Below are 22,688 nucleotides of genomic sequence, written 5' to 3'. Positions count from 1 at the left end.
CGGCCGCCCGTGCGTCGGCCGGAGCCAGCTCCGCGAACCGCGCACCGGTTCTCCCGCCGCCAGGGTCACGGCGGACACCGCACGTGTCCAGCGGGAGACCGCTGCCTGGGACCGACCGGCATGCGCCCCGTTCACCCGGCCCGCTCGACGCTCCACCGCGGCAGACGCTCGAAGAAGGCGACCGCCTCCTCCCGCCACCGCGGCCGCCAGCCCTCGGCCACCGTACGGGCCTGCTCGGCGTACCCGTCCATGTCCGCCCGCAGCCGCTCGGCCACACCTCGGCGCTCGCCGATCTCACGGACCGCGGCGACGGCCTGCGGCGTGCAGGACGGGTTGCCCAGCGCCTCCTCGACGACGGCCCGCTCGGTGCCGCTCACGGCGGACAGCAGGCGGACGACGGTGTAACTGTGCCTGCCCTCACGGATGTCGGTGCCCGTCGGCTTGCCCATCGCGGCCGCGTCGCCGAACAGGTCCAGGTAGTCGTCGCGCAACTGCCCGCAGATGCCGACCAGTCGCGCGTAGCGACGCAACTCCTCCTCGTGGTCGTCCGGTCGTTCGCCCGCGGCCAGAAGCCCGAGCTGCAGGGGAGCGAGGACCGAGTAGCGGGCGGACTTGTGGTCGGCCACGTCGTGCAGGACTTCGTCGGCCGGTACCTCGGAAGCGAAGTCGCGTTCCAGATCGACGATCTGGCCCACGAAGGTGTCGGCCGCGGCCCGTGTCTGCACCTCGACCATGGCCTGACGGACCTCGACCGGAAGCCTGGCGTCCAGGAGCACGCGCAGCGAGAGGGCGAGCGCGAGGTCGCCCGCGAGTACGGTGAGCCCGAGCGCCGCCTGCGGATGCCGGGGGAACCGCTCCCGGTAGGCGTAGTAGGTGGTGGGCCCGCCCCGGCGGGTGGCGCTGTCGTCGATGAGGTCGTCGTGCACCAGGCCGTGCGTCTGCAGCAGTTCGACGCTCAGCGCGGCGGCGTCCAGCCCATGGACCGGCTCGTCACTCACCAGGCGCGCGGCCTCGTGGAGCAGCACCACCCGCATCCGTTTGCCGCCGCGCAGGGACAGGTCGCGCAGCAGCTGAAGGCAGTCCGGGGTGAAGCGGCTGAACGACGGTGCCTCCAGCGTCGTGCCCAGCGTGTCGAAGTACTCCGCGAAGAGCGTGTTGAACCGTCGCTCGTACCGGGCGACACGGTCCGGCAACTGCTCGGTCATGCGAAGTCCTCCTGGGGGCGGGCGGGTGACACGCGAGCAGTGTGCCAGGGGGCGTCGGAGCCGGCGGCTGCGGGCCGTCGGCCAGGGTTACGACCACGGCCTGGGCGCCCTGGCCCGGGGCTACGGCGTCGCTGTCGCCGACTGGCCACCACCCCTCGGCAGCCCTGGCCTTGCCGCGACCGGGTCATCGCCCGTCCCCCGAAGCGCAGTCCCTCCAGCGGCACCGGCTCGTCGACGCCGGGGAACACGACAGCCCGGGCGGACACCCCCGGGACCGCTCAGTCGCCCAGATGCCGCACGAGTGCCCGCGCGACCTCCTGCGCGGCCGGAGCCGCCCACCGTCGGCGGTGCCGGGCCAGCCGGACCGGTACGTCGGGAAAGCGCGGCCCGTCCACCCGTACCAGCCTCCCTCGCCGCAGTTCCTCCTCGACGGTGGTCAGCGGCAGCAGGGTCAGCCCCAGCCCGGCCGCCACGCAGTTGCGCGCGGCGTCCACGCTTCCGAACCGGGTCAGCCTCGGCCGTCCACCCGGCACGTCGAGCAACCGCCTTGCCAGCGCGTCGCTGTAGGAGCAGCCCTCCTCCAGCAGGAAGAAGCTCTCCGCCGCCAGTTCCGGCCAGCTGGCCGCGTGCGCCCGTACGGCGAGGGGGTGCCCGGGAGCGGAGACGAGGGCGAGCGGCTCGTGGGAGACGGGTTCGCCCGTGACGTCGGGGAACTCCGTCTCCTCCTCCAGCAGCAGAGCCAGGTCGAGCCGTCCCGAGGTCAGTCCTTCCAGGCACTGGGCGGTCCCGGCCGCGTACAGGTGGACGTCCACCTCCGGGTGGGTCGTCCGCAGGGCGGCGACGACGCCGGGCAGACGGCTCGCGCACAGGGACTCCGGACTGCCGACCACCACCCGCCCCGACACCACGCCGGTGTCGTCGCAGGCGGCGCGCAACCGCGCCAGGGCGTCGAGTACCTCCTCGGCCCGCTCCAGGAGCCGCCGGCCGCTGTCGGTGAGCAGCGCGCCGGTGGGCAGGCGGTCGAAGAGCCGCACACCGAGGTCCCGTTCCAGGGTGCGGATGTGCACGGTGACCGTGGACTGGGCCAGATGCAGTTCGGCGGCGGCAGCGGTGAAGCCGCCCGTGCGGGCGAGCGTGGTGAAGGTCGTCAGCAGCCGGGTGTCCACGCGGCCACCCTATGCCGTTTCACGATGGCACGTATCATGATCCATCGTTGGACACGATCGGCCCCGGGTGGCAGCGTGGAGGCCATGAACACCGACGTGACGGGAACGAGCGACGCGGCAGACCGTTCCGAGCCGCCGAACGAGACCGAGATCCTGCGCTACTCCGCCTTCACACACGACCCGGTGGGCGGGAATCCGGCCGGGGTGGTCCTCGACGCCTCCGGCCTCGACGGCACCGCGATGCGGGCGATCGCCGCCGAGGTGGGGTACTCCGAGACCGCCTTCGTCACCGGCGGCGACGCGTCGGCGCGCCGGTTCCGGGTCCGCTACTTCAGTCCCCTCGCCGAGGTGGCGTTCTGCGGGCACGCGACGGTCGCGCTGGCCGTCGCCCTCGCCGAGCGGCTGGGGCCCGGCGACATCGTCCTCGAGACGCCCGCCGGCGAGATCCCCGTGTCCACCGCGGCCGATGACGCCGGCGCGGTGCGGGCCACCCTCACCAGCGTGCCGACGCGCTCCCGCCCGGCCCTCGCCACCGAGTCGGCCGCGGCCCTCCGAGCGCTCGGCTGGGCTCCGGACGACCTGGACCCCGCCCTGCCCCCGCATGTGGCGTTCGGCGGCAACGACCACCTGGTGCTCGCCGCGGCGTCACGGGCCCGGCTGGCCGCCCTCGACTACGACTTCGACGGGCTCGCCGAGGTCATGCGGCGGCACGGCTGGACGACGGTGGACCTGGTGTGGCGCGAGTCGCCGGAGCGCTTCCACGCCCGCAACCCGTTCCCCGTCGGCGGTGTCGTGGAGGACCCGGCGACGGGAGCGGCGGCCGCCGCCTTCGGCGGGTACCTCCGTGAGCTGGGCCTGGTCACCCGACCCGGCACGATCGCGATCCGCCAGGGCGAGGACATGGGCCGCCCCAGCGACCTGCTCGTCGACGTGAACCCGCGGGACCCGCGCACACGGGTCACGGGACAGGCGGTGCCGATCCCATAGGCGCCTCGGCCGGCACGGCGCCGGGCACGCAGGGCGACTCCCGCATACGTCCCTCCCGCATACGTCCTTCCACGTGCGTCGCTCAGGAGGGGCGCAACTGCCTGGCGTGGGCTTCGGTTGCCGCCGTATGCAGCGGGCCGCGGGCGCGCGCCGGTCCGGTTCGGCGCCGTCCGTGGCGGCACTGGACGCGGTGTACGCCGACCGGCTTCTGTGCCGGTCCCATCCTCGGCAGTGTGCTCACGGTGGCCTCGATCGGCGGGGCCCCCGGCGGGGCGGGGCACTGCTCGCGGTGTACGCGCCGGGCACGACCGTGCCGATGTTCGTTCCGGCGGCGTTCCGGGACCGGTTCGATCCGGGACGGCGATACCCTCGGCGAGGCCCCGTCCCCCGGGAGCGCACCGCCCAACACCGTCTGGGCGCCTGTGGGATGCGGTGGAGCGTGACAGCGGATCGGATGGTGCCATGCGCAGACCCATAGCCGTGGCTTCCAGCCACTCACGCCGCCTGCTCACGTCAGGCGTCGTCCTCGCCTCCCAGTCCCTCGTCCTCACCCTGTCCGCGGTCCCCGCGTCGGCCGACGACGCGGGGACGCCTGTCCGCGGTACCGCCTACATGGGCAGCGGCGTCCTCGCCCACGAGGGGGTCCAGGGGCGGCCCGCCGGCACCCGCGCCACCCAGACGGAAGGCGTGGACGTCTCCAGCCATCAGGGCAACGTCGCCTGGCCGACCCTCTGGAACAGCGGGGTGAAGTGGGCCTACACGAAGGCCACCGAGGGAACGTCCTACCGCAACCCCTACTACTCCCAGCAGTACGACGGTTCGTACGACGTCGGCATGATCCGCGGCGCCTACCACTTCGCCATCCCGGACGGCGCCGGCGGTGCCGCCCAGGCCGACTACTTCGTCGACCACGGCGGGGGCTGGTCGAAGGACGGCAGGACGCTGCCGGGCGTCCTCGACATCGAGTACAACCCGTACGGGGACACCTGCTACGGCAGGACGTCGGGCCAGATGGTCGACTGGATCCGGGACTTCCTCGACCGGTACAAGGAGCGCACCGGCCGCCAGGCCGTGATCTACACCTCCACGAACTGGTGGAAGCAGTGCACCGGGGACTACAGCGGCTTCGGCTCCACCAACCCGTTGTGGATCGCCCGGTACGCCTCGACCGTCGGGCCCCTGCCGGCCGGCTGGGACGTCCACACGATGTGGCAGTACACCTCCTCGGGTCCGACCGTCGGGGACCACGACAAGTTCAACGGGGCGCTCGACCGCGTGAAGGCGCTGGCCAACGGCTGAGGATGCCCGCCGGGCCGGCGGCCCGGCTGCCCGGCGGCTCCGTCAGCGATCGGAGAGCGGGCCCAGGATGTCGGCGACCTGCTCACGCACCACGTCCCGGGCCCCGGGAGGCAGGGCGCCGACGTCCGTACGTTCCAGAGCGGCGAGGGCCTCGTCGGCGCCCGACTCGCACGGTGCGGTCTCGCCGAGTACCTCGTAACCGTCGCGGACGGCGATCCGCAGGCGGCGCCGCCCCTCGCCGTCGGCGTGCACGGCGGTGGCGACGACCAGCGGCGGCGGCCCCCCGGCTTCGGCGGGCCCCTTGCGGTAGCCGCTGGCTATCGGGGTGCGCCAGCTCAGGCTCAGCAGCAGGTGACGCTTCGCCATGACCTCGGCGAGGTCGGTCTCATAGGGCCGGTCCGGCCCCAGCACCGTGGCGCGGGCGTCCAGGACGAGGGCCGCGGGCAGCAGGCAGCGCAGGCTGCTGCCGACCAGGTTGCCGCCGACCGTGGCCGCCCGGCGTACCGCTCCGGTGCCCACCGTGCCGGCCGCCCCGCGCAGCACCCCCGGCACCCGGTCGTCGATGCGGTGCAGCACCACGGCCGCCCCCAGGGCCTCGGGTCCGACCGCCGTCGCCTCGGGCAGGTTCCGCAGCGACATGGCCAGTTCCGGGAAGCCGTCCCGCTGCCAGGTGGCCCACACGAGCGTGGCACCGCCGATGGGCACCGCTCCCTCGGCCATGCACTCCTGCGCTTCGGACACGGACGTGGGCAGTCGCAACAGCATGGCGATCGACCTGCTTTCCCCGGAGGGCGGCGGTGGACGACCCGGCGCCTCCCGCCGCGTGGTCACGGCCACTGCGCATTGTCCGTACCGCCGCGGGGGCGCGTACAGGGCTCACTCATTCACCATGTGCGCCCCGCACGCGCCGAACGGGGCGCTTGTAGTACCGCCAGGGGAACGCTCCGGGGCCGACCTGCGACCACCCCTTTTCCTCCGTCCGGCGGTGCCGGGCGCCGACAGCGAAGGGAACCCTGCGGTGTTCCCAGGGGCGGCCGGACTTCTCGACGACATGGAAGAACGGGCCGAAGTCGACCACGTGCCAACCGTCCGCCCCGGCTTCGGCGAGAGCCTGCATCTCGTTGAACGCGGTCAGCGGGGTCAGCACCCGCCGTTCCGCCGTACCGGACGCGTCCGGACCGGGCCGCCCCTTGCCGGCGAACCTCTGCTGCGCGGCCTGCCTGCTGACACTGAGGACACCGCCCACGGTGTCCCAGCTCTGCCCCGCGGCTCGCGCGCCCTGGACCGCTTCACGGAGGAGCCTGCTCGTCTCCTCACCACCGCGCGGCGTTCCGCGCCGGGGAGGCGGCGAGGAGTACTCCCATGACGAGGACGACCAGGAGGTCCGCGGCCACCAGGACGAGGTAGGCCGGGGTGCCGAGGCCGTCGACGAGTGACATCGCCAGGGCGACCAGGGAGGCCGCCATGGCGGGCAGACCGGTGGCGGTCGCCTGCGCGGCTGGGGCGGGGCGCGTCGGAGTGTGCATGCCGTCAAGGTCTCCTTGACGGCATGCATCGTGTCGACCAAACCTTGACACCCCCGGAGGGCTCCGTGGTCACATCCGAGTGGCCAGGAAGTCCAGCAGCACGGCGTTGAAGCGCTCGGGTTGCTCGGCGCCGGGGAGGTGGCCGGCCTTGTCGACGACGGCCAGGGTGGCGTGCGGGACGAGGTGCTGGATGGACTCCGCCTCCGACACCGGGGTGTAGGCGTCGTCCGCGCCCACCACGATCAGGACCGGCGCCTCGACGGCGGCCAGGACCTCCCGGTAGTCGGGGCGTTCGGCACGTCCGCGCAGTGCCGCCGCGGCGCCGCGCGGGTCGGTGGCGCACATCATCTCCAGGACGCGGGCGGCCACGTCCGGCATCGCGGTGACGTTGTACGCGGCGAGCATCTTGTCGATGACCTCGTGTGCGTAACCGTCCATGCCCTCGGCGAGGAGCCGGTCGGCCAGGCGGTTGCGGAACTGCCTGCCCTCGGCGGTCTCGGCGGGCGCGGAGGTGTCGGACAGGACGAGGGCCCGTACCCGCCCCGGGTGACGGAGCTGGAACTCCATGGTGATCTGACCGCCCATGGAGACGCCGCCGACCACCGCGCGCTCGATGTCCAGGTGGTCCAGGAGTCCGGCGAGGTCGTCGGCGAAGTCGGCGAGCAGTACCTTGCCGGCGCTCACGCTGCTGCGGCCGTAGCCGCGCAGGTCGGGGGTGACGACCCGGTGACCGGCTCCCGTCAGCGCCGTCACCTGCGGCGCCCACAGGGTGCGGTTGAAGGGGTGCCCGTGGATCAGAAGGACCGGGAGCCCCGTCGAGGGGCCGAAGTCGTCGTAGTGGATCGTGGCGCCGCGCACGGTTGTGGAGTTCATTCCGGGCACCCTAACGGGGTGTCATCCGACGGCGAGCAGGCGGCGTGCGGTCGTCTCGAGGGGCGAGCAGCGCCCCGGTCAACTCCGCGCGCAGTTCCTCCCCTTCCATCCGGACCAGTGCGGGCAGCCGCGCGTTCCACTCCCGCGCCGCGCCGTCCAGCGCCTCGGCGAAGGCCCTGTGCGCGCGGCGCCCCGTGACGGCCATCGCCACGGGGAGCAGGGGACGGGCGAAGGAGCGGCCCCTGACCCGCGCCTTCACCGTCACCCGCCAGCGTCCGTCGGGGGCCGGGCGGGGCACGGCCGTCACGGTGGCGCGGGCGAGTGCGTGCGTGAGGGTGCCGCTCAGGGGCGCGGCCAGGGTGCGGCGGCCGCGGCCTGCCGCCGACGGCCACCACCTGCCGAGGTCGAGGTCCAGACGTGCGGTTCCGCCGAGGTACTTCGCCCATTTGCCCCCGCTCGTCCGCATCGTCGCCGAGAGGGACGCCTCTCGTGGCCGCGCGGCGGTCAGCAGCCGGATCACGCAGGCCAGTCGGGCGCGGAGTGCCGGGTCGTCCTCGACGGTGACGACCTCCAGCGCCGTCTCGCGGTGGCGGTCCCAGGCGAGGACGGTGACCTCCTGGCCGGGGTCCGGCTGCCCGTCCTCCTCGTGGACGGGCCGGTAGCGGGCGCCCGGCCGCAGGTGACTTCCCTCGGTCAGGACCAGGCCGGGAAGTGGCCGCCCGCCGGGCAGGCGCAGGCACCCTCCGTCGACGTCGAAATCCTCCGCGAGGTCGTGGAGGGTGTCGACACATGACTCGAACCAGGGGCGGGGCAAGGGAGCGAGCGTCACGGTGTGCTGGAAGCGGGCCATGGGACCAAGGATGGGCGCCCGGGTACGCCGGGTCATGGGTGCGGCCCGGCAGCGAGGGGACGAAGTCGGTTGCCGGTTTCCGGTGGTCCCGCTCCTGGCCACCCGGTCCGGGGCGCGTCGGGCGACCGGTGTACGGCCGGGCGCCCCCGTTCCGCGGCCGATGCCCGGCACCCGCCGCGTGCCGGACTCCTCGGCCAAGCGCGCGCACGCGTCCGGGTCGCCGTGATCGGGGTCGCCGTGATCGGGGTCGCCGTGATCGGGGTCGAGGGCGTCGTGGACGGCGGCAAGCCGCGGACGCCGGAGACGTTCGTCAGCCGGCGGGCCGACGGCAGCCGGGGCCTGGCCCGGCGGGCCGGGGTGGGGTGCCCCCGGGCGGCCGGGGTGAAGTGACCCCGGGCGGCCGAGGTGGGACCGGGCTGCCGAGGTGGGCCCAGGGGCCCGGGCCCACCACCGTCCGGGGCGGCGTCACGCGGACGCGGCCACCGGCACGGGGCGCTCGGCGTCGTTCAGCCACTCGATCAGCGAGGTCCGGGCCCGGGCGACGCGTGAACGCACCGTCCCTATCGGGCACTCGCTGACGTCGGCCGCCTCCGCGTAGGGCAGCCCCAGCATCTGGGTGAGGACGAACGCCTCGCGGCGGTCGTCGGGCAGCGTGGCCAGCAGGTCGGCGAGGGCGACGCCGTCGTCGAAACCGGGCAGGCCGCGCGGCTGGGCGCGCTCCACGGCCGACTCCCAGTCGTCCGTCGCCGCCAGGCGGGGCCGGCAGGAGTGGTAACGGATGCTGTCGACCACCGCGCGACGGGCGATGGCGAGCAGCCAGGTGCGGGCCGAGGAACGCCCCTCGAAGCGGTGCAGGCTGCCGAGCGCCCGCAGGAAGGTGTCCTGCGTCAGGTCGTCGGCACTCTGCGGATCGGCGCCGAGGAAGGTCACGTAGTGGCGGACGTCCCGGTGCAGGGCGCGGACGAACCGGTCGACGGCGTCGGGGTCGCCGGTGCGCGCGGCCAGTGCCCAGGCCGTGATCGACGCCTCCTTCGCGTCCATGACCGGCTGCCGGCGTGGTGGGGGCAGGGCAGGAGTGATCACCTGTGCCGTCCTTCTCGGATTCGGGATTCGGGATCCGGTCTCCGGGCGGGGCCGGTCCGCGCGGGACGGCCCGGCGGCGCGGTGAGACCGGCTACGGGGTGGGCGGCCGGGCACGGGAGCGCACGGCCGGTGCCCGAGGCGCGGCGCCGGCGGCGCGACGGCTCGGCGGGTTCGCCGGCGGCCTCGGGGAACTGCTGTCGTCAGATGACAGCGACCCCGGCGGGCGGACCCCGAGAAGTGATCGCATGGGCGAGGAGAAGACGGCGCGGTGCCCGGTGCGAAGCCGCCCGGCGGGCCCGGACGCGCGGCCGGTGCGGCGGCGCGGGCGGCCGGAGCAGCAGGCGCAGTGGCGCGACGAGCCGGGCGGCGAGGCACCGCGCGACGCGGAAGACGGCGCGCTCGCCGTGGGCGAGCCAGAGTCCGCACAGCAGCGCGGCCACCAGGTGGGCGATGAGCATGCCGGTCGAGGACATGCCGCCCATGCCATGGACCGCGGGGTCCACGGCGTGCACGGCATCCACGCCCGGCATGGAGTGCCCGGCATCCACGCCCGGCATGGAGTGCCCGGCGTGGGGGCCGTGGCCCGCGGCGCCCACGGACGTCGGTACGGCGCCCTGCCCCGCGCCCGGGCCGGACGGCATCCGGCACAGCAGGATGTCCAGCCACCGGCGCGCGAGGGACTCGTCACCCGCGGGCCGCGGTTGTTGTGCGGCCTGGGCGAGCGAGAAGGAGGCGTGCAGTACGGTCTGGGCGGCCACGGCGACACAGACGACGGTGAACGGTCCGCGTTCCCGGTCCGCGAGCCACCAGGCGCTGCCGCCCGTCGCCAGCGCGCCCGCGGCCAAGGCCCACCAGGGCACCGCGGTTTCGGACATCAGGAGGTGGCCCAGGGCGGCGAGCAGCACGCAGACGGCCGCGAACACCGCGGCCCGTACCGTGCGAGAACACCACCCTGCAGTCATGGCGGCCTCATCCTTGCATCCGGGCTTCCGTGATCACCGGTGGGTACGGATTCCGGTCCGGCACCCCACTCAAGACCAGGCGTGTGATCCGCACCACAACGCACCACACCGCACACACTTACGGTCGGACGAAGGGCCCGTCCGGTTCCCGGCCGTCCTCGCCGAACCGGAGCAGCGGAAGCGGGCGCGGTAGCACCGGCGCACGGCAACCGCCCGCCGTGCCTCGGCGTCCGGCACGGGTGCGCGTCCGCGGCCGCCGCGCCGGGTATCTCCCAGTCGGTTCCCCACGACCGCCGGTGCGGACACCGGCACGGTCACCCGTCTCCCACGGAAGGTGCACCGGTATGACAGATCCTCACGGACTGGAGCCCGTCGCGACGTTCTGCGGCAACTGCGACTGCGGCTGCCCCCGGCTGTTCGTGGACGCCGACGCCCCGGCAGAGCAACGGATCGTCCTGACCGACGACTTCGGCCAGCGCGTGCAGATGAGCGCCGACCAGTTCTCGTCGCTGGTCGACGATGCCAAGCAGGGCAGGCTGGACGGCATCGTCCTGCCCTGAGCCGGCCATGGCCGGGCCACCGTTCGCCCGGCCCCTCCCTCCTCCCCGCTCCCCCGCTGTTCGGCCCCCGGCCGCCGCGCGCCCGGGCGGGTGAACGGCCCCGCGTCCGGACGATCGGAAGCCGTCGTCCGGGGAAGAGGACCAGGCATGCGCGCACTCGTCGTCAACTGCACCCTCAAGCCCTCCCCCCAGCCGTCGAACACCGAGGCCCTCGCCGCCACGGTCATCGCGGCGCTCAAAGGCCACGGGGTGGAGGTGGACGTCGTACGGGCCGTCGACCTGAACCTGAAACCGGGAGTCGAGACCGACATGGGAGAGGGCGACGACTGGCCGGGCGTGCACGAGAAGCTGCTGGCGTCGCACATCCTGATCATCGCCTCGCCGACCTGGCTCGGCCGCCCGTCCTCCGTCGCCCAGCGAGTCCTCGAACGCATGGACGCCATGCTCGGCGAGACCGACGACCAGGAGCGCCCCGTCGCCTACAACCGCGTCGCCGGCGTCCTGGTCACCGGGAACGAGGACGGCGCCCACCACGTCATCAGTGAGATCAGCGGCGGGCTCGCGGACATCGGCTACACCATCCCGGGCCAGGCCTGGACCTACTGGCACCTGGGCCCCGGGCCCGGCCCCGACTACCTCGACGACGACCGCGGTCACGATTGGTCGACCTCGACCGGCCGGGCCATGGCGTCCAACCTCGTCCACGCGGCGCGTGCGCTCGCCGCGATGCCCCTGCCGGCTCCACCCACCTGACGTCGCGGGCGCGCGGCGCGCGTACCGGGGGCGAGAGCCGGTCCGCGGCCGGCGCACCCGTCACCGGCCCCCGGTGATCGGCGCGCGCTCGGCCCCGACCGCCACGGAACGCCGCCGGCGGTGGTAGGAGAGGGTGACGGCGCCGAGCAGGGGCCCCCAGGCGACCAGGGGCAGGTAGGCGAAGCCGAGGAGCGTGTCGCCGAGCGGCGTCATGTCCGGGTGGGGGGTGGCCCACCACCACACGAACGGGGTCCACAGGGCGGTCAGCGCGACGGCGCCCAGGCCCGCCGGGAGGACCGCCGCCATCACCGGGACCGGCCGCCCTCCGACCAGCGGGATCCAGCGCGGGACCACCTCGCCCCAGGGCCGGACCAGGCCGAGCGTGAGCAGGGCCAGCGCCTCGCTCACCACGCTCAGTCCGACCACGTACACCACGCCCCATCCGGCGATGCCCATCGCCTCGTACCCCGCGTCGGTGTAACCGGCCGGCTGTCCGGCAGCCAGCAGGAGGCGCCAGAGCCCGGTCGGCAGGGTGAGGAGCGCGATCGCGTGAGCGGCGACGACCGCCCAGCGGGCCGGGGCGGGGTGCTGTGGTGTCGTGGTCATGTACATCATCCTGTCGGCCGGCCGTCGGCCCGGCGTCGGTCCCGGGAACGGTCCGAAACGGCGCACCGGAAGGACGTAGCGACGGTTGACTCACCCGCCCGGGGGAGACCCGTCCTCCTCAGGGACAGCGCTCGTGCATGTCTGTCGTCGCCGATGCGGGGCAGTCGTGCACGTGCAACGAGGTACGAAACGCATGAGGAGCTGGTGTCCGCCATGACGCACGACCTGACCCCGAAGTACACGGTCCCCGGCATCGAGCGTGAGGCCGCCGGCCGGCTGATCGGCGTGCTGCGGCTTCGGCTGCACGCCCTCAACGACCTCCATCTCACCCTCAAGCACGTGCACTGGAACGTCGTGGGCCCGCACTTCATCGCCGTGCACGAGATGATCGACCCGCAGGTCGACCAGGTGCGCGAGATGGCCGACGACGTCGCGGAGCGCATCGCCGCTCTGGGCGGGGTGGCACAGGGCACGCCCGGGGCCCTGGTCGCCGAACGGCCCTGGGACGACTACTCGATCGGCCGGGCCGACGCCATCGCCCATCTCGGCGCGCTCGACGTCGTGTACACCGGCGTGATCGAGGGCGTGCGCGCGGCGGTGAAGGAGGCGGGGGACATCGACCCCGCCACCGAGGACCTCCTGATCGGTCAGCTCAGGGACCTGGAACAGTTCCAGTGGTTCGTGCGGGCCCACCTGGAGAGCTCCGGGGGCACCCTGGCGACGGGCAGCTCGACGTCCGAGACGGAGGCGGCGGAACGGGGCGCGGAACTCGCCTAGGGTCCGTCGCCCGGATCGGGTCGCGGGGAAGTGACGTGGCTGGGAAGTGACGTGGCTGGGAAGTGACGTGGCTGGTCGACGCCGGTGTCCCAAGCGACACCCCAGGCCCGTCCGGCCGCCGTGGTGCACAGGAGGGGCCGACCGGGCCGGCTGACGGCCCGGTCGGCCCCCGGTGCCTCCTTGCCCGGTGTGCCGCTGGGTGTGGCCGGTTCAGCGCCTGCCGAGCCGGCGTTCGCCGCGGCTGCCCTGTTCGTAGGGGAGGTGGTAGTGGGCGAAGACGGCGCCCTCGTCCTCGGCCGCGAGTTCGCCGTCCGGGTCGATCCCGGGCGCGTCTTTGACCAGCCCCTTGTCGTAGTTCACCTTCAGGTAGCCCGGACCGACGGTCGCCCTGTCCACGGGGACGAAGACGAGACGCCGACGGGTCGGCAGGCCGATCATGACCGCGGCGAACGCGGGACGGTCGGTGCCGGTGTCGAAGTAGACGGACTCCAGAGTCCCGATCTTGCGGTTGTCGCCGTCGACGACGTCATGTCCACGCCAGTCGCGAATGTTGTCTGCTTCGAACATGTCGGGGCCTTCCCTTTCGAGGACACTCACTGTCTTGTTCCCCGCTTCGTGCCGCCCTCGCATGTTCTGTCCCACACCGGTGTACGGCGTTCGTTCGCGATAGGCTGCTTCGCCGGATGAGTCACCCGGGGCGGGACGGAGACCCGGCGGATTTCCGAAGGAGACCGAGTGTGGAAGCCACAGGCCCCGGGGGCGAACCGCTCCGGGTGCGGAGCGGGGCCGTGCTGGAGGTGGGCCCGCTGTCCGGTCGTCCCGGCCTCCGGGCCAGCGGAGAGATCAGCGTGACCACCCGCCCGTCCTGGGAGAAGGCCCTCACCGAGTTGTCCAGGCAGCACACGGACGTGTCCTACGTGGAACTGTCCGGGGTGCGGTTCGTCGACGTGGCCGGGGTCACGGCACTCGCCGTGACCGCGATGAACCTGTCCGGCGGGCGGGTCGTGGTGGAGCAGCCCCCGCCGCAGCTGCCGCGGGTGCTGGAGATGTTCTGGCCGTCCCTGCACCGGATCGAGGTGGCGCCGCGATGAGCACGGTGACCACCGACGACACCTTCGCGCATCCGGCGCTGTTCTACCGCTCGGAGCACGAGTACACCGACCGGACGGTGACGTTCGTACGGGAGGGGCTGGCCGCGGGTCAGCCGGTGGCGGTGGCCGTGCCCGCCCCCAATCTGGAGCTGATCAGAGCGGGGCTGGGAAGGGACGCGCGGGACGTCTCCTTCCTGGACATGTCGGAGGCCGGGCGCAATCCGGGGCGGATCATCCCCGGCGTGCTCAGGGCGTTCGCCGACGCGCACGCGCACGAACGGGTGCGCATCATCGGCGAGCCGGTCTGGGCCGGGCGCAGCGCGGTGGAGTACCCCGCGTGCGCCCAGCACGAGGCGTTGATCAACGCGGCCTTCGCGGGCCGTTCCGCGACGATCCTGTGTCCCTACGACGAGGCCCGGCTGGACGCGGACGTCCTGACCGACGCCTTCGTCACCCATCCGACGGTCATCGCCGAAGGCCGGGAGCAGGCCAGCGAGACCTACGACTGGCCCGCGGTCGTCGCCCGCTACAACCAGCCGCTGAGTCCCGCGCCGGACGCCGACGTCTTCGCGTTCGGTGCCGGGGAGCTGCCCGAGGCGCGCCGCTTCACCGTCGGCCGGGCCGCGTCGCTCGGGCTGGCCGAACCGCGCCTGGCGGACGCGGAGTTGGCGGTGGCGGAGCTCACCACCAACAGCGTGGTCCACGGCGGCGGTCACGGGACGCTGTCGGTCTGGACCGAGTCGGGGCAGTTGGTGTGCGAGGTCCGTGACGAGGGACGCCTCGCGGACCCGCTCGCGGGACGCCGGCCGCCCGAGCGAGGGCAGATCGGCGGCCGTGGCCTGCTGCTCGTCCACTACGTCGCCGATCTGGTGCGGGTGCACGCGACGGACGGCGGCACCACCGTCCGCTTCTACCTCGGGCTCTGACACGGTGTCGGGTCCGCTCGCCCGGCACGCGGACCGCGGATGCATGTGTGCGTGCCTTGACCCGGGGTAGGCGCTCTGTCGTTGGCCGACAAGACGGCAGCGACGGGGGCCGATCGACTGGGAGGGCACCATCATGGCGACGACGACCGCACGGATCACCGAGCACACCACCTCCGGCATGCCGGAGGTAGCGGACCCGTCGAAGGTGGCGCCCAAGGACGCGCGGCAGTTGTCGAAGCTGTTCTTCGAGCAGCTGGCGGTGCTCGAGGAGGGCACCCCCGAATACCAGTACGCGCGCAACACGCTGATCGAGATGAACATGTCCCTGGTCCGCTTCGCGGCCGGCCGGTTCCGCAGCCGTGGGCCGGAGGAGATGGAGGACATCGTCCAGGTCGGCATGATCGGCCTGATCAAGGCCATCGACCGGTTCGAGCTGACTCGTGAGGTCGAGTTCACCTCCTTCGCCGTGCCGTACATCGTCGGCGAGATCAAGCGGTTCTTCCGTGACACCTCGTGGGCCGTGCATGTGCCCCGACGGCTCCAGGAGGCCCGTGTCCAGCTGGCCCGGGCCACCGAGGAGCTGCGCAGCCGCCTCGGCCGCAATCCCACCACCAGGGAACTGTCCGAGCTGATGTGCCTCCCGGAGGACGAGGTCGTCGAGGCCCGGCTGGCCGCCAACGGCTACAACTCCGCCTCGCTGGACGCGGCCATCAACGGCAGCGAGGACGGCGAGTCGGCGCTGGCGGACTTCATCGGTGCGGACGACTCCGCGCTGGCGCTCGTGGACGACTTCCACGCCCTGGCCCCGATGATCGCCGAGCTGGACGAACGCGACCGGCAGATCATCCACTGGCGCTTCGTCGAGGAGCTCACCCAGAAGGACATCGGTGAACGCCTCGGGGTCTCGCAGATGCATGTGTCCCGTCTGATCTCGCGGCTGCTGGCCCGTTTGCGGGAAGGCATGCTCAGTGACCACTGAGTGGTGCTTCAGGCGGCGGTCGTCTTCTTCTTCCGGCCGCCGCCGGCGCCGGTGAGGGCGTCGATCAGCTCCTCGCGGCTCATCTTCGACCGTCCGGCGATGTCCTGGTCGGTGGCCCGCTGGTAGAGCTCCGCCTTGCTCAGCTCCCGCAGCCCGCCCCGTCCGGGCGGCGCCTTGCGGGACGGTGGGGCGGCCTTCTTCCGGGACTCGGTGGCCTTCTTCCGCGGTGCCGCGGAATGCTTGCCGCCGGTGCTCCTCGCCTTCGCCGGTGCCTGTCCGGCGCCGGCTCCCTTCGCCTGCTCGAGGCTGCCCCGCAGGACCTCCATCAGGTCGACGACGTCGGTGGCCCGGGGTGCTTCCTCCGCGACGGCGACCTCCTTGCCCTCGGCCTTGGCCCGGACCAGCTCGCGGACCTTCTCCTGGTAGGTGTCGTGGTAGCGGGCGGGGTCCCAGGGGCCGCTGAGGGCGTCGACGAGGCGCATCGCCATGTCCAGTTCCCTGCCCCGGCCCGCCCGGCCCGAGGGCAGCTCGGGCAGCTCCTCGACCGGGTCGCGCACCTCGTCGGCCCAGTGCAGCGTCTGCAGGACCAGAACCTCGTCCTCGGCACGGAGCGCGGTCAGGTACTGCCGGTTGCGCATGACGAAGGTGGCGACGCCGGCCTTGCCGGCCTCGGCGAGGGCCGTGCGGAGCAGCTCGTAGACCTTGAGGTACTCCTTGCCGCGCGGGGCGACGTAGTAGGTGCGGCCGAAGTAGACCGGCGCGATGCGGTCCAGGTCGACGAAGTCGGTGATCTCGAGGGCCTGGGAGCGGCCCGGCGCGATCTCGTCCAGCTCCTCCGGCTCCACGACGACGTATTCGCCCTCGCCCACCTCGTAGCCCTTGACGATGTCACCGGGGCCGACTTCCTTGCCGGTGCGCTCGTTGACCCGCCGGTTGCGGATCCGGTCCGAGGTGCCGCGCTGCAGCTGGTGGAAGTGGACCGTGTGGTCCTGCGTCGCCGTGAACAGGCCGACGGGCACCGACACCAGCCCGAAGGTGACGACACCTGTCCAGATCGCCCGCGCCATGACCGTCCACTCCGTCCGTCCCGCCCGCACCGCCCAACCCGTCCACGCTCACACCCCGCCCCCGATCGCGCGCGCCGGACGGCGCACACGGGTCAACAGCAGGGCGACAGCGCGCGCATCGGCCCCGGCCGGTATTCCCTGTGAGGTGCGGGACGGCAACCGCACTCCGCGCCTTCGCCGCTTCCCCCGTCGACCGAAGCCGAGCAACGCCGATCAAAGGGACCCGACCCATGAGCTGTCACCTGAAGGTGATCACCCGCGAGGAACATCTGGCCTTCGTCGCGGCCCGGCCGTCCGTGAGTCACCTGCAGACGCCCTCGTGGGGCGACGTGAAACCGGACTGGCGGGCGGAGAGCCTGGGCTGGTTCGACGAGGGCGGCGACCTCGTGGGGGCGGGGCTGGTGCTGCTGCGGCCGCTGCCGAAGCTGAAGCGGTACCTGGCCTATCTGCCCGAGGGCCCGGTCATCGACTGGGGCGCGGCGGACCTGGAGCGGTGGCTGGAGCCGATGCTGGCCCACCTGAAGAAGCGGGGCGCCTTCTCGGTGAGGATGGGGCCTCCTGTGGTGGCCCGGCGCTGGAGTGCCGAGGCGGTCAAGGCGGCGATCGCCGAACCAGGGGCCCGGCGGCTGGGGGACGTGGAGGCCACCGTGTCGGAGCCCGGCGCCGACGGCGTCGCCGAGCGGCTGCGCCGGATGGGCTGGCGGCGGACCGCGCCGGGCGGCGACGACGGCTTCGCCGCGGGCCAGCCGCGCTACGTGTGCCAGGTGCCGCTCGCCGGACGGTCACTCGAGCAGATCCGGAACGGTTTCAACCAGCAGTGGCGCCGCAACATCAAGAAGTCCGAGAAGGCCGGCGTGAAGGTCGTCCGGGGGGACCACGAGGATCTCCCGGCCTTCTACGAGCTCTACGTCGAGACCGCCGAACGGGACCGGTTCGTCCCGCGCCCCCTCGCCTACTTCCAGCGCATGTGGACCGCGCTGACGGCCGAGGACCCCGATCGCATGCGCCTCTACCTCGCCCACCACGACGGGGAGGTGCTCGCCGCGGCCACGATGCTGACCGTCGGCGAGCACGTCTGGTACTCCTACGGCGCTTCCACGAGCCGCCGGCGCGAGGTGCAGCCCGGCAACGCGCTCCAGTGGCGGATGATGTGCGACGCCCATGAACTCGGCGCGGCCGTCTACGACTTCCGCGGCATCACCGACACCCTGGAAGAGGACAACCACCTGCTGGGGCTGCTCCGGTTCAAGACCGGCGCGGGCGGTGAGGCCGTGGAGTACCTCGGCGAGTGGGACTACCCGCTCAACAAGCTGCTGCACAAGGCCCTGGGCCTGTACCTGGCGCGGCGCTGAGCGGTCCCCGGGCCGGCCCGGTCAGTCGGCGGGCTTCTCCCAGACCGAGACGTGGTGGCGGCTCTCGTGGGTGAAGGGTGCCCGGCTCCATCCCTCCCACCGGTCGCGCAGTCGCAGTCCGGCGAGCCGGGCCATCAGATCGAGCTCGGCGGGCCACACGTAGCGGAAGGGGATGGAGGAGTGCTCGGCCCGTCCGTCAACGATGGTCACGTAGTTCGAACTCATCGCCTGGGTGGCGGTGTCGTAGGTGTCGAACGCCCAGCCGGCCGGGCCGATGCCGAACGGCACGGCGGTCTGGCCCGGCGGCAGCAGGCGCAGCTCCGGCACGCCCACCTCGATGACGAAGCAGCCGCCGGGCTCCAGGTGGCCGGCCGCGTTGCGGAAGCAGTCGACCTGGGCGTCCTGCGTGGTCAGGTTGTTGATGGTGTTGAAGACGAGGTAGGCGACCGTGAAGGTGCCCGGCACCCGGGTCGTCGCGAAGTCGCCGATGGTCACCCCGACGGCGTCACCGCCCGGTTTGGCGCTGAGCCGGGAGGTCATGGCCCGGGACATGTCGATGCCGTGCACCGGGACTCCGCGGCCCGCCAGGGGCAGCGCGATCCGGCCGGTGCCGACGCCGAACTCGAGCGCCCGTCCCCCGCCCGCCAGCTCCGCCAGCAGGTCGACCGCGGGATCCACCGCGTCGGGCGTGAACCTGTCCGCCGACGACTCGTCGTATCGCGCGGCGACGCTTTCTCCGAAGTAGCCGTCCTCATCAGACATGCGTGGGACGGTACCGCTCGTCAGGCCGTCGGCGCCTGCGGTTTTCCACCGCGTGCCAGGAGCGCGTACAGGAGCGAGGCGACGGCGAGGCCCGCAGGCAGGGCGAGGTCCACGCCGCCCAGGGCGTGGGCGATCGGCCCGGTGTAGAGGGTGTTGACGCAGAGGGCGGCCACGGTGACGCCGCCGGCGAGGGCCAGCGCGCCCGCCGGCCTGACCCCGGCGGTGTACCAGAAGGGGCTGCCGGGGGTCTCGTCCATCAGGGCCCGGCCGTCGTAGCGGTTGCGGCGCAGCACGATGTCGGTGGCGTAGACGGCCATGGCGGGGCCGAGGAGGACGACGGTGAGCTGGAGGACGTTGCTGACGGTGTCGAGGAAGTCGGAGACGAGGAGCCCGTACAGGGTGAGGGCGACGGCCGCGGTGCCGTCGGCGAGCACGCTGCGGGAGCGGCGGATGCGGATGCCGACGGCCTGGAGGGCGAGTCCCGCGCTGTAGGCGGTCAGGGCGTTGATGGCGATCGTGCCGAGCACCAGGGCGAGCAGCAGGATCGGGCCGAACCAGCCGGGCAGGAGCTGCCTCAGGCCGGCCTGCGGGTCCGTCATGTCGACGGCGGTCGCGGCGAGGGCTCCGAGGGAGCAGACGGCCACGCCGGGCAGGAAGCCGCCCAGGGCCGTCCAGCCGGCGATGGCCCTGGCGGACGTCGTGCGGGGCAGGTAGCGGGAGAAGTCCGCGCTGGTGGTGTAGGAGAGCGGACCGGACCCGATGAGGGTGACGCCGGCGATCAGGACCGCCCACAGTTCGGTGCCGGTGAGCGGTTCGGCCGGTACGTACGCGAAGTCGGTGTGCCGGAAGACGCCGACCGCGACGACGGTGAAGGCGGCCGTCAGGGTGAGCGTGATCGGCAGGTACAGCTTCATGATCATGCCGTGGCCGTAGACACCGATGGTCAGGGTGAGGGCGGCGATCACCATCACCACGGCGATCCGGACGCCGGTGTTCGCGGTGATGCCGGCCATCTCGACGAGGGCGAAGGCGGCGGTCGCGGCGGCGGCCAGGTTGAGGGCGAAGTAGCAGACGGAGATCAGCCAGCCGACGATCGCGTTGTTCACGCGGTTGCCCCGGACTCCGTACATCGCCCGCGTGATGACCTCGCTGGGGGCGCCCGCCGCCGGTCCGGATATGGCGAGCACTCCGGTGAGCAGCCAGAACAGGTTGCCCACCACGATCACCGCGAGGGCCTGCCACAGCGTCAGGCCCATGAGGATCAGGGCGCCGCCGGTCACCAGGCTGAGGTAGGTGACGTTGGCCGCCGCCCAGACGGAGAAGAGCTGACCGGGCCGGCCGCGGCGTTCGTGGTCGGGGATGTGGTCGATGCCGTGGGCCTCGACCCGGCCCGCCCGTTGGGACGGTGGCTGTGGTGGCGGCGCCTCCTGACGCACGGCGCCGGTGCCGGGTCGCGGGTCGGGGATCGTGGACGCCATGAGGCTCCTCCGGGGTGCTGGTATCCCACCTGCTTGCTTGTTGGTCGCACACTCAATAGCATCGATTCCATGCCGTCAAGCATCCCGAACAAGCGAATCCGCAAGTCTCCGGCGGTCAGACGTGCGGAAATCGTTGCCGCAGCCTCTGGCGTCGCACTGACCGAAGGGCTGGAGTGCATCACCCTCAGGCGGATCGCCGAGGAGCTCGGCGTCCGCCCCGGGCTGATCAGTCACTACTTCCCCGCGGTGGAGGACCTGGTGGCCGAGGCCTACGGCGACGCCGCCGGCGCCGAACTCGACGCGCTGCTCCCGGCCGACCGGGCCGGTGCGACGCCGACGCGGCACCTGGCGCGGTTCTTCGCCCGGGCTACCGGAGCGGCGTTCGACGACATCAGCCGGCTCTGGCTCAACGCCCGGCACCTCAGCCGCTACCGGCCCACGCTGCGCGAGCGCGTCGCCGTCCAGGAGGCCGCCTGGCGCGACCGGCTCGAGGCGCTCATCGGCGAAGGCGTGCGGCGGGGCGAGTTCCACACCGAGGATCCGCTGGTGGCCGCCATCCGGATCCTGGTGGTCCTCGACGGTCTCGGCATGCTCGTCAACAGCGCCGACACCGCTGACGATCCGCCCGCGGTCCGGCTGATGCCCGTGAACACCGCGGAACGCGAACTCGGCCTGCCCGCAGGCACCCTGACGGCTCCCGACGCCCCGAACCGACCCGCCCCCAAGGAGTGACTGTGCGCACCTCTCTCATCCTGCTCTCGGCCCGGCTGCTCGACCCGGTCACCGGCGCGTTCCTGCCGCAGACCGCGCTGGCCGCGGCCGACGGCCGGATTTCCGCCCTCGGTGACGACCGGGAGATCCGCGCGCTCGCGGACGCCTCGGCCACCGTGGTCGACCTCAAGGGTGCCGTGGTGACGCCCGGCCTGGTCGACGGGCACATCCACCCCGTCTCGGGTGCCGAACTGACCCACGGCCTCGACCTGTCGGGCTGCACCGGCGTCGACCAGGTACGCGGGGCACTGGCTCGCGCGGTACGGGACCTCTCCCCCGGTGCGTGGCTGCACGCGTGGGGGCTCGATCCCAACGTCTTCGACGGCCGCCCCGTCGAGACGGCACCCTTCGACGCCGTACTCGACGGCGTGCCCGCGCTGCTGCTGCTCTTCGACGCGCACTCCATGCTCGCCAGCCGGCGTGCGCTGGAGCTGGCCGGGGTGGCCGGGCCGCGCACCTTCGACCAGGCCACGGCGGAGGTGGTGTGCGACGCGGACGGCCGGCCCACCGGTCTGCTGCTGGAGGACGCCGCCTGCGAACTGGTGGAGCGGATCGCGCCGCAGCCCACGCGCGAGGAGCGCCGCGAACGGCTCGCCGCGGCCCTGCGCGCCATGGCCGCCACCGGCCTGACGGGCGGCCATGTCATGGACGCGAACGGCGACAGCCTCGCCTTCTACGGCGAGCTGGACCAGGCGGGGCGGCTGCCGCTGCGGCTGCGGGTGGCGCCCTGGTGCCAGCCCGGCACCGACGCCGAGGGTGTGCGCACGCTCATCGGGCAGCAGGGTGCGGGCGGGCGGCTGTGGCGGACCGCCGGCGTGAAGATCTTCATGGACGGGACCGTCGACAACGGCACCGCCTGGCTGGAACAGCCCGACTGCCACGGCGAGTCCCGGCACGCCTTCTGGCCGGACCCGCAGGAGTACACCCGGGTCATCGGCGAGCTGCACCGGGCCGAAGTGCCCACGGCCACCCACGCGATCGGCGACGCCGCCGTACGTCATGTGCTCGATGCCGTGGAGAGGGCGCAGGCCGAGGGCGGACGCGGAGTACGGCACCGGGTGGAGCACATCGAGACCGTCCCGGACGACACCCTGCGCCGGTTCGCCGAACTCGGTGTCGTGGCCTCCATGCAGCCCACCCACTGCTGCGACTTCACCCGGGCCGACCACACCGACAACTGGTCCCGCCGGCTGGGCGAGCCGCGCGCCTCGCGGGCCTGGCGCTGCCGCGACCTGCACGACTCCGGTGCCGTCGTGGTCCTCGGCTCCGACTGGCCCATCGCCCCCCACCCGCCGCTGGGCGTCATGGCGGGCGCCCGTCACCGCCGGCCGACCCGCGACCTCGGCCGGGACCCGCACGGCCCGGAACAGGCGCTGACGGCACTGGAGGCGCTGCGCGGCATGACCGTCAACGCGGCGTACGCGGCGGGCGAGGAGCACGAGGCCGGCCGGATCGCGGTCGGGCAGCGCGCGGACCTGACCGTCCTGGCCGCCGACCCGCTCACCGTGCCGGCCACCGAACTGGCCGATGTGCCGGTGCTGCTGACCGTCCTCGACGGCGAGCCGACGCACCGCGCCGCGAGTCTGTGATCCGGCCGGAGGGTTGCGGCCCGGCC

At 73.1% G+C, this 22,688-nt stretch carries 26 protein-coding genes and 1 pseudogene; 13 read left to right on the top strand and 14 right to left on the bottom strand.

The features are described from left to right. Nucleotides 1–131 precede the first annotated feature (131 nt). Nucleotides 132–1,205, bottom strand: a complete 1,074-nt coding sequence (locus ACZ4V1_RS22870) for a polyprenyl synthetase family protein (RefSeq protein ID WP_468338983.1) — start codon at nucleotides 1,203–1,205, stop codon at nucleotides 132–134. Between the two features lie 278 nt (nucleotides 1,206–1,483). Then, complete coding sequence (locus ACZ4V1_RS22865) at nucleotides 1,484–2,371, bottom strand: LysR family transcriptional regulator (RefSeq protein WP_468338981.1); 888 nt, start codon at nucleotides 2,369–2,371, stop codon at nucleotides 1,484–1,486. Between the two features lie 84 nt (nucleotides 2,372–2,455). On the opposite strand from ACZ4V1_RS22865, the gene ACZ4V1_RS22860 reads away from it, so the two are divergent. The 3 genes and pseudogenes from ACZ4V1_RS22860 to ACZ4V1_RS22850 all read left to right on the top strand — a co-directional run bounded on the left by ACZ4V1_RS22860 (nucleotide 2,456) and on the right by ACZ4V1_RS22850 (nucleotide 4,657). After that, complete coding sequence (locus tag ACZ4V1_RS22860; RefSeq protein WP_468338980.1) at nucleotides 2,456–3,358, top strand: PhzF family phenazine biosynthesis isomerase; 903 nt, start codon at nucleotides 2,456–2,458, stop codon at nucleotides 3,356–3,358. A gap of 85 nt (nucleotides 3,359–3,443) precedes the next feature. Then, nucleotides 3,444–3,737 (top strand): annotated as a pseudogene (locus ACZ4V1_RS22855) (cytochrome c biogenesis protein CcdA); the annotation flags it as partial. 83 nt (nucleotides 3,738–3,820) lie between these two features. After that, nucleotides 3,821–4,657 carry a lysozyme gene (locus tag ACZ4V1_RS22850; protein WP_468338978.1) on the top strand — a complete coding sequence of 279 codons (837 nt, stop codon included), beginning with the start codon at nucleotides 3,821–3,823 and terminating at the stop codon, nucleotides 4,655–4,657. A gap of 42 nt (nucleotides 4,658–4,699) precedes the next feature. Here ACZ4V1_RS22850 and ACZ4V1_RS22845 read toward each other — a convergent pair whose 3' ends face one another. From ACZ4V1_RS22845 to ACZ4V1_RS22825, 5 genes are all read right to left on the bottom strand, one after another. Next, complete coding sequence (locus ACZ4V1_RS22845; protein WP_468338976.1) at nucleotides 4,700–5,422, bottom strand: FAD binding domain-containing protein; 723 nt, start codon at nucleotides 5,420–5,422, stop codon at nucleotides 4,700–4,702. Nucleotides 5,423–5,537: 115 nt separating this feature from the next. Next, nucleotides 5,538–5,903: a hypothetical protein gene (locus tag ACZ4V1_RS22840; protein ID WP_468338974.1), complete on the bottom strand. Its 366-nt coding sequence runs from the start codon at nucleotides 5,901–5,903 to the stop codon at nucleotides 5,538–5,540. Nucleotides 5,904–5,970: 67 nt separating this feature from the next. After that, entirely contained in the window at nucleotides 5,971–6,183 is a 213-nt protein-coding gene (locus ACZ4V1_RS22835; protein ID WP_468338972.1) for a hypothetical protein, read from the bottom strand. A gap of 69 nt (nucleotides 6,184–6,252) precedes the next feature. Then, nucleotides 6,253–7,056, bottom strand: a complete 804-nt coding sequence (locus tag ACZ4V1_RS22830; RefSeq protein ID WP_468338970.1) for an alpha/beta fold hydrolase — start codon at nucleotides 7,054–7,056, stop codon at nucleotides 6,253–6,255. 10 nt (nucleotides 7,057–7,066) lie between these two features. Further along, a complete protein-coding gene (locus ACZ4V1_RS22825) occupies nucleotides 7,067–7,906 on the bottom strand; it encodes a hypothetical protein (RefSeq protein WP_468338969.1) in 840 nt (279 codons plus the stop codon). A 222-nt stretch (nucleotides 7,907–8,128) separates the two neighbouring features. Here ACZ4V1_RS22825 and ACZ4V1_RS22820 point away from each other — a divergent pair, with 222 nt between their 5' ends. Further along, nucleotides 8,129–8,296 carry a hypothetical protein gene (locus tag ACZ4V1_RS22820; RefSeq protein WP_468338967.1) on the top strand — a complete coding sequence of 56 codons (168 nt, stop codon included), beginning with the start codon at nucleotides 8,129–8,131 and terminating at the stop codon, nucleotides 8,294–8,296. 75 nt (nucleotides 8,297–8,371) lie between these two features. Here ACZ4V1_RS22820 and ACZ4V1_RS22815 read toward each other — a convergent pair whose 3' ends face one another. After that, nucleotides 8,372–8,989, bottom strand: coding sequence for a sigma-70 family RNA polymerase sigma factor (locus tag ACZ4V1_RS22815; protein WP_468338965.1), 618 nt, complete (start codon nucleotides 8,987–8,989; stop codon nucleotides 8,372–8,374). 200 nt (nucleotides 8,990–9,189) lie between these two features. After that, complete coding sequence (locus ACZ4V1_RS22810) at nucleotides 9,190–9,951, bottom strand: hypothetical protein (protein WP_468338963.1); 762 nt, start codon at nucleotides 9,949–9,951, stop codon at nucleotides 9,190–9,192. 344 nt (nucleotides 9,952–10,295) lie between these two features. On the opposite strand from ACZ4V1_RS22810, the gene ACZ4V1_RS22805 reads away from it, so the two are divergent. Beyond that, on the top strand, nucleotides 10,296–10,511 hold the full coding sequence (locus tag ACZ4V1_RS22805; RefSeq protein WP_468338961.1) for a hypothetical protein: 216 nt from the start codon (nucleotides 10,296–10,298) through the stop codon (nucleotides 10,509–10,511). Between the two features lie 147 nt (nucleotides 10,512–10,658). Then, nucleotides 10,659–11,264 carry a flavodoxin family protein gene (locus ACZ4V1_RS22800; RefSeq protein ID WP_468338959.1) on the top strand — a complete coding sequence of 202 codons (606 nt, stop codon included), beginning with the start codon at nucleotides 10,659–10,661 and terminating at the stop codon, nucleotides 11,262–11,264. Between the two features lie 60 nt (nucleotides 11,265–11,324). Here ACZ4V1_RS22800 and ACZ4V1_RS22795 read toward each other — a convergent pair whose 3' ends face one another. Beyond that, entirely contained in the window at nucleotides 11,325–11,879 is a 555-nt protein-coding gene (locus ACZ4V1_RS22795) for a hypothetical protein (protein ID WP_468338957.1), read from the bottom strand. Between the two features lie 204 nt (nucleotides 11,880–12,083). Between ACZ4V1_RS22795 and ACZ4V1_RS22790 the strand changes: the two genes are divergently transcribed. Continuing rightward, on the top strand, nucleotides 12,084–12,647 hold the full coding sequence (locus tag ACZ4V1_RS22790; protein WP_468338955.1) for a Dps family protein: 564 nt from the start codon (nucleotides 12,084–12,086) through the stop codon (nucleotides 12,645–12,647). Between the two features lie 210 nt (nucleotides 12,648–12,857). Here the strand turns inward: ACZ4V1_RS22790 and ACZ4V1_RS22785 are convergent, their stop codons facing one another. After that, nucleotides 12,858–13,214 (bottom strand): PRC-barrel domain-containing protein, encoded by a 357-nt coding sequence (locus ACZ4V1_RS22785; protein ID WP_468338953.1) that lies wholly within the window; start codon nucleotides 13,212–13,214, stop codon nucleotides 12,858–12,860. Between the two features lie 170 nt (nucleotides 13,215–13,384). On the opposite strand from ACZ4V1_RS22785, the gene ACZ4V1_RS22780 reads away from it, so the two are divergent. From ACZ4V1_RS22780 to ACZ4V1_RS22770, 3 genes are all read left to right on the top strand, one after another. Next, on the top strand, nucleotides 13,385–13,738 hold the full coding sequence (locus tag ACZ4V1_RS22780; protein WP_468338951.1) for an STAS domain-containing protein: 354 nt from the start codon (nucleotides 13,385–13,387) through the stop codon (nucleotides 13,736–13,738). After that, a complete protein-coding gene (locus ACZ4V1_RS22775; protein WP_468338949.1) occupies nucleotides 13,735–14,664 on the top strand; it encodes an anti-sigma factor RsbA family regulatory protein in 930 nt (309 codons plus the stop codon). The genes ACZ4V1_RS22780 and ACZ4V1_RS22775 overlap by 4 nt, the downstream gene beginning before the upstream one ends. Nucleotides 14,665–14,797: 133 nt before the next feature. Next, nucleotides 14,798–15,643, top strand: coding sequence for an RNA polymerase sigma factor SigF (locus tag ACZ4V1_RS22770; protein ID WP_468338947.1), 846 nt, complete (start codon nucleotides 14,798–14,800; stop codon nucleotides 15,641–15,643). Nucleotides 15,644–15,651: 8 nt separating this feature from the next. On the opposite strand, the gene ku is transcribed toward ACZ4V1_RS22770, so the two are convergent. Continuing rightward, on the bottom strand, nucleotides 15,652–16,710 hold the full coding sequence (ku, locus tag ACZ4V1_RS22765) for a non-homologous end joining protein Ku (RefSeq protein WP_468338945.1): 1,059 nt from the start codon (nucleotides 16,708–16,710) through the stop codon (nucleotides 15,652–15,654). A 230-nt stretch (nucleotides 16,711–16,940) separates the two neighbouring features. On the opposite strand from ku, the gene ACZ4V1_RS22760 reads away from it, so the two are divergent. Beyond that, complete coding sequence (locus ACZ4V1_RS22760) at nucleotides 16,941–18,062, top strand: lipid II:glycine glycyltransferase FemX (RefSeq protein ID WP_468338943.1); 1,122 nt, start codon at nucleotides 16,941–16,943, stop codon at nucleotides 18,060–18,062. A 21-nt stretch (nucleotides 18,063–18,083) separates the two neighbouring features. Here ACZ4V1_RS22760 and ACZ4V1_RS22755 read toward each other — a convergent pair whose 3' ends face one another. Further along, nucleotides 18,084–18,824: a class I SAM-dependent DNA methyltransferase gene (locus tag ACZ4V1_RS22755; RefSeq protein ID WP_468338941.1), complete on the bottom strand. Its 741-nt coding sequence runs from the start codon at nucleotides 18,822–18,824 to the stop codon at nucleotides 18,084–18,086. A gap of 20 nt (nucleotides 18,825–18,844) precedes the next feature. Beyond that, a complete protein-coding gene (locus tag ACZ4V1_RS22750; RefSeq protein WP_468338939.1) occupies nucleotides 18,845–20,302 on the bottom strand; it encodes a purine-cytosine permease family protein in 1,458 nt (485 codons plus the stop codon). Between the two features lie 69 nt (nucleotides 20,303–20,371). On the opposite strand from ACZ4V1_RS22750, the gene ACZ4V1_RS22745 reads away from it, so the two are divergent. Together ACZ4V1_RS22745 and ACZ4V1_RS22740 are read left to right on the top strand one after the other, a co-directional pair. After that, nucleotides 20,372–21,034, top strand: a complete 663-nt coding sequence (locus ACZ4V1_RS22745; RefSeq protein WP_468338937.1) for a TetR/AcrR family transcriptional regulator — start codon at nucleotides 20,372–20,374, stop codon at nucleotides 21,032–21,034. A 2-nt stretch (nucleotides 21,035–21,036) separates the two neighbouring features. Further along, a complete protein-coding gene (locus tag ACZ4V1_RS22740) occupies nucleotides 21,037–22,662 on the top strand; it encodes an amidohydrolase (RefSeq protein WP_468338935.1) in 1,626 nt (541 codons plus the stop codon). Nucleotides 22,663–22,688 lie beyond the last annotated feature (26 nt).

The organism is Streptomyces sp. NPDC028991 (assembly GCF_055564775.1).
The sequence above is the reverse complement of the archived record's forward strand: the minus strand, read 5'-3'. Positions and strand labels throughout refer to the sequence as shown.

Bases quoted from the DNA above. Each gene is read 5' to 3' on its own strand.
- ACZ4V1_RS22870 (WP_468338983.1), bottom strand. From the start codon at position 1,205: ATGACCGAGCAGTTGCCGGACCGTGTCGCCCGGTACGAGCGACGGTTC.
- ACZ4V1_RS22860 (WP_468338980.1), top strand. From the start codon at position 2,456: ATGAACACCGACGTGACGGGAACGAGCGACGCGGCAGACCGTTCCGAG.
- ACZ4V1_RS22850 (WP_468338978.1), top strand. From the start codon at position 3,821: ATGCGCAGACCCATAGCCGTGGCTTCCAGCCACTCACGCCGCCTGCTC.
- ACZ4V1_RS22845 (WP_468338976.1), bottom strand. From the start codon at position 5,422: ATGCTGTTGCGACTGCCCACGTCCGTGTCCGAAGCGCAGGAGTGCATG.
- ACZ4V1_RS22835 (WP_468338972.1), bottom strand. From the start codon at position 6,183: ATGCACACTCCGACGCGCCCCGCCCCAGCCGCGCAGGCGACCGCCACC.
- ACZ4V1_RS22830 (WP_468338970.1), bottom strand. From the start codon at position 7,056: ATGAACTCCACAACCGTGCGCGGCGCCACGATCCACTACGACGACTTC.
- ACZ4V1_RS22825 (WP_468338969.1), bottom strand. From the start codon at position 7,906: ATGGCCCGCTTCCAGCACACCGTGACGCTCGCTCCCTTGCCCCGCCCC.
- ACZ4V1_RS22810 (WP_468338963.1), bottom strand. From the start codon at position 9,951: ATGACTGCAGGGTGGTGTTCTCGCACGGTACGGGCCGCGGTGTTCGCG.
- ACZ4V1_RS22805 (WP_468338961.1), top strand. From the start codon at position 10,296: ATGACAGATCCTCACGGACTGGAGCCCGTCGCGACGTTCTGCGGCAAC.
- ACZ4V1_RS22800 (WP_468338959.1), top strand. From the start codon at position 10,659: ATGCGCGCACTCGTCGTCAACTGCACCCTCAAGCCCTCCCCCCAGCCG.
- ACZ4V1_RS22795 (WP_468338957.1), bottom strand. From the start codon at position 11,879: ATGATGTACATGACCACGACACCACAGCACCCCGCCCCGGCCCGCTGG.
- ACZ4V1_RS22790 (WP_468338955.1), top strand. From the start codon at position 12,084: ATGACGCACGACCTGACCCCGAAGTACACGGTCCCCGGCATCGAGCGT.
- ACZ4V1_RS22785 (WP_468338953.1), bottom strand. From the start codon at position 13,214: ATGTTCGAAGCAGACAACATTCGCGACTGGCGTGGACATGACGTCGTC.
- ACZ4V1_RS22775 (WP_468338949.1), top strand. From the start codon at position 13,735: ATGAGCACGGTGACCACCGACGACACCTTCGCGCATCCGGCGCTGTTC.
- ACZ4V1_RS22770 (WP_468338947.1), top strand. From the start codon at position 14,798: ATGGCGACGACGACCGCACGGATCACCGAGCACACCACCTCCGGCATG.
- ku (WP_468338945.1), bottom strand. From the start codon at position 16,710: ATGGCGCGGGCGATCTGGACAGGTGTCGTCACCTTCGGGCTGGTGTCG.
- ACZ4V1_RS22760 (WP_468338943.1), top strand. From the start codon at position 16,941: ATGAGCTGTCACCTGAAGGTGATCACCCGCGAGGAACATCTGGCCTTC.
- ACZ4V1_RS22755 (WP_468338941.1), bottom strand. From the start codon at position 18,824: ATGTCTGATGAGGACGGCTACTTCGGAGAAAGCGTCGCCGCGCGATAC.
- ACZ4V1_RS22750 (WP_468338939.1), bottom strand. From the start codon at position 20,302: ATGGCGTCCACGATCCCCGACCCGCGACCCGGCACCGGCGCCGTGCGT.
- ACZ4V1_RS22745 (WP_468338937.1), top strand. From the start codon at position 20,372: ATGCCGTCAAGCATCCCGAACAAGCGAATCCGCAAGTCTCCGGCGGTC.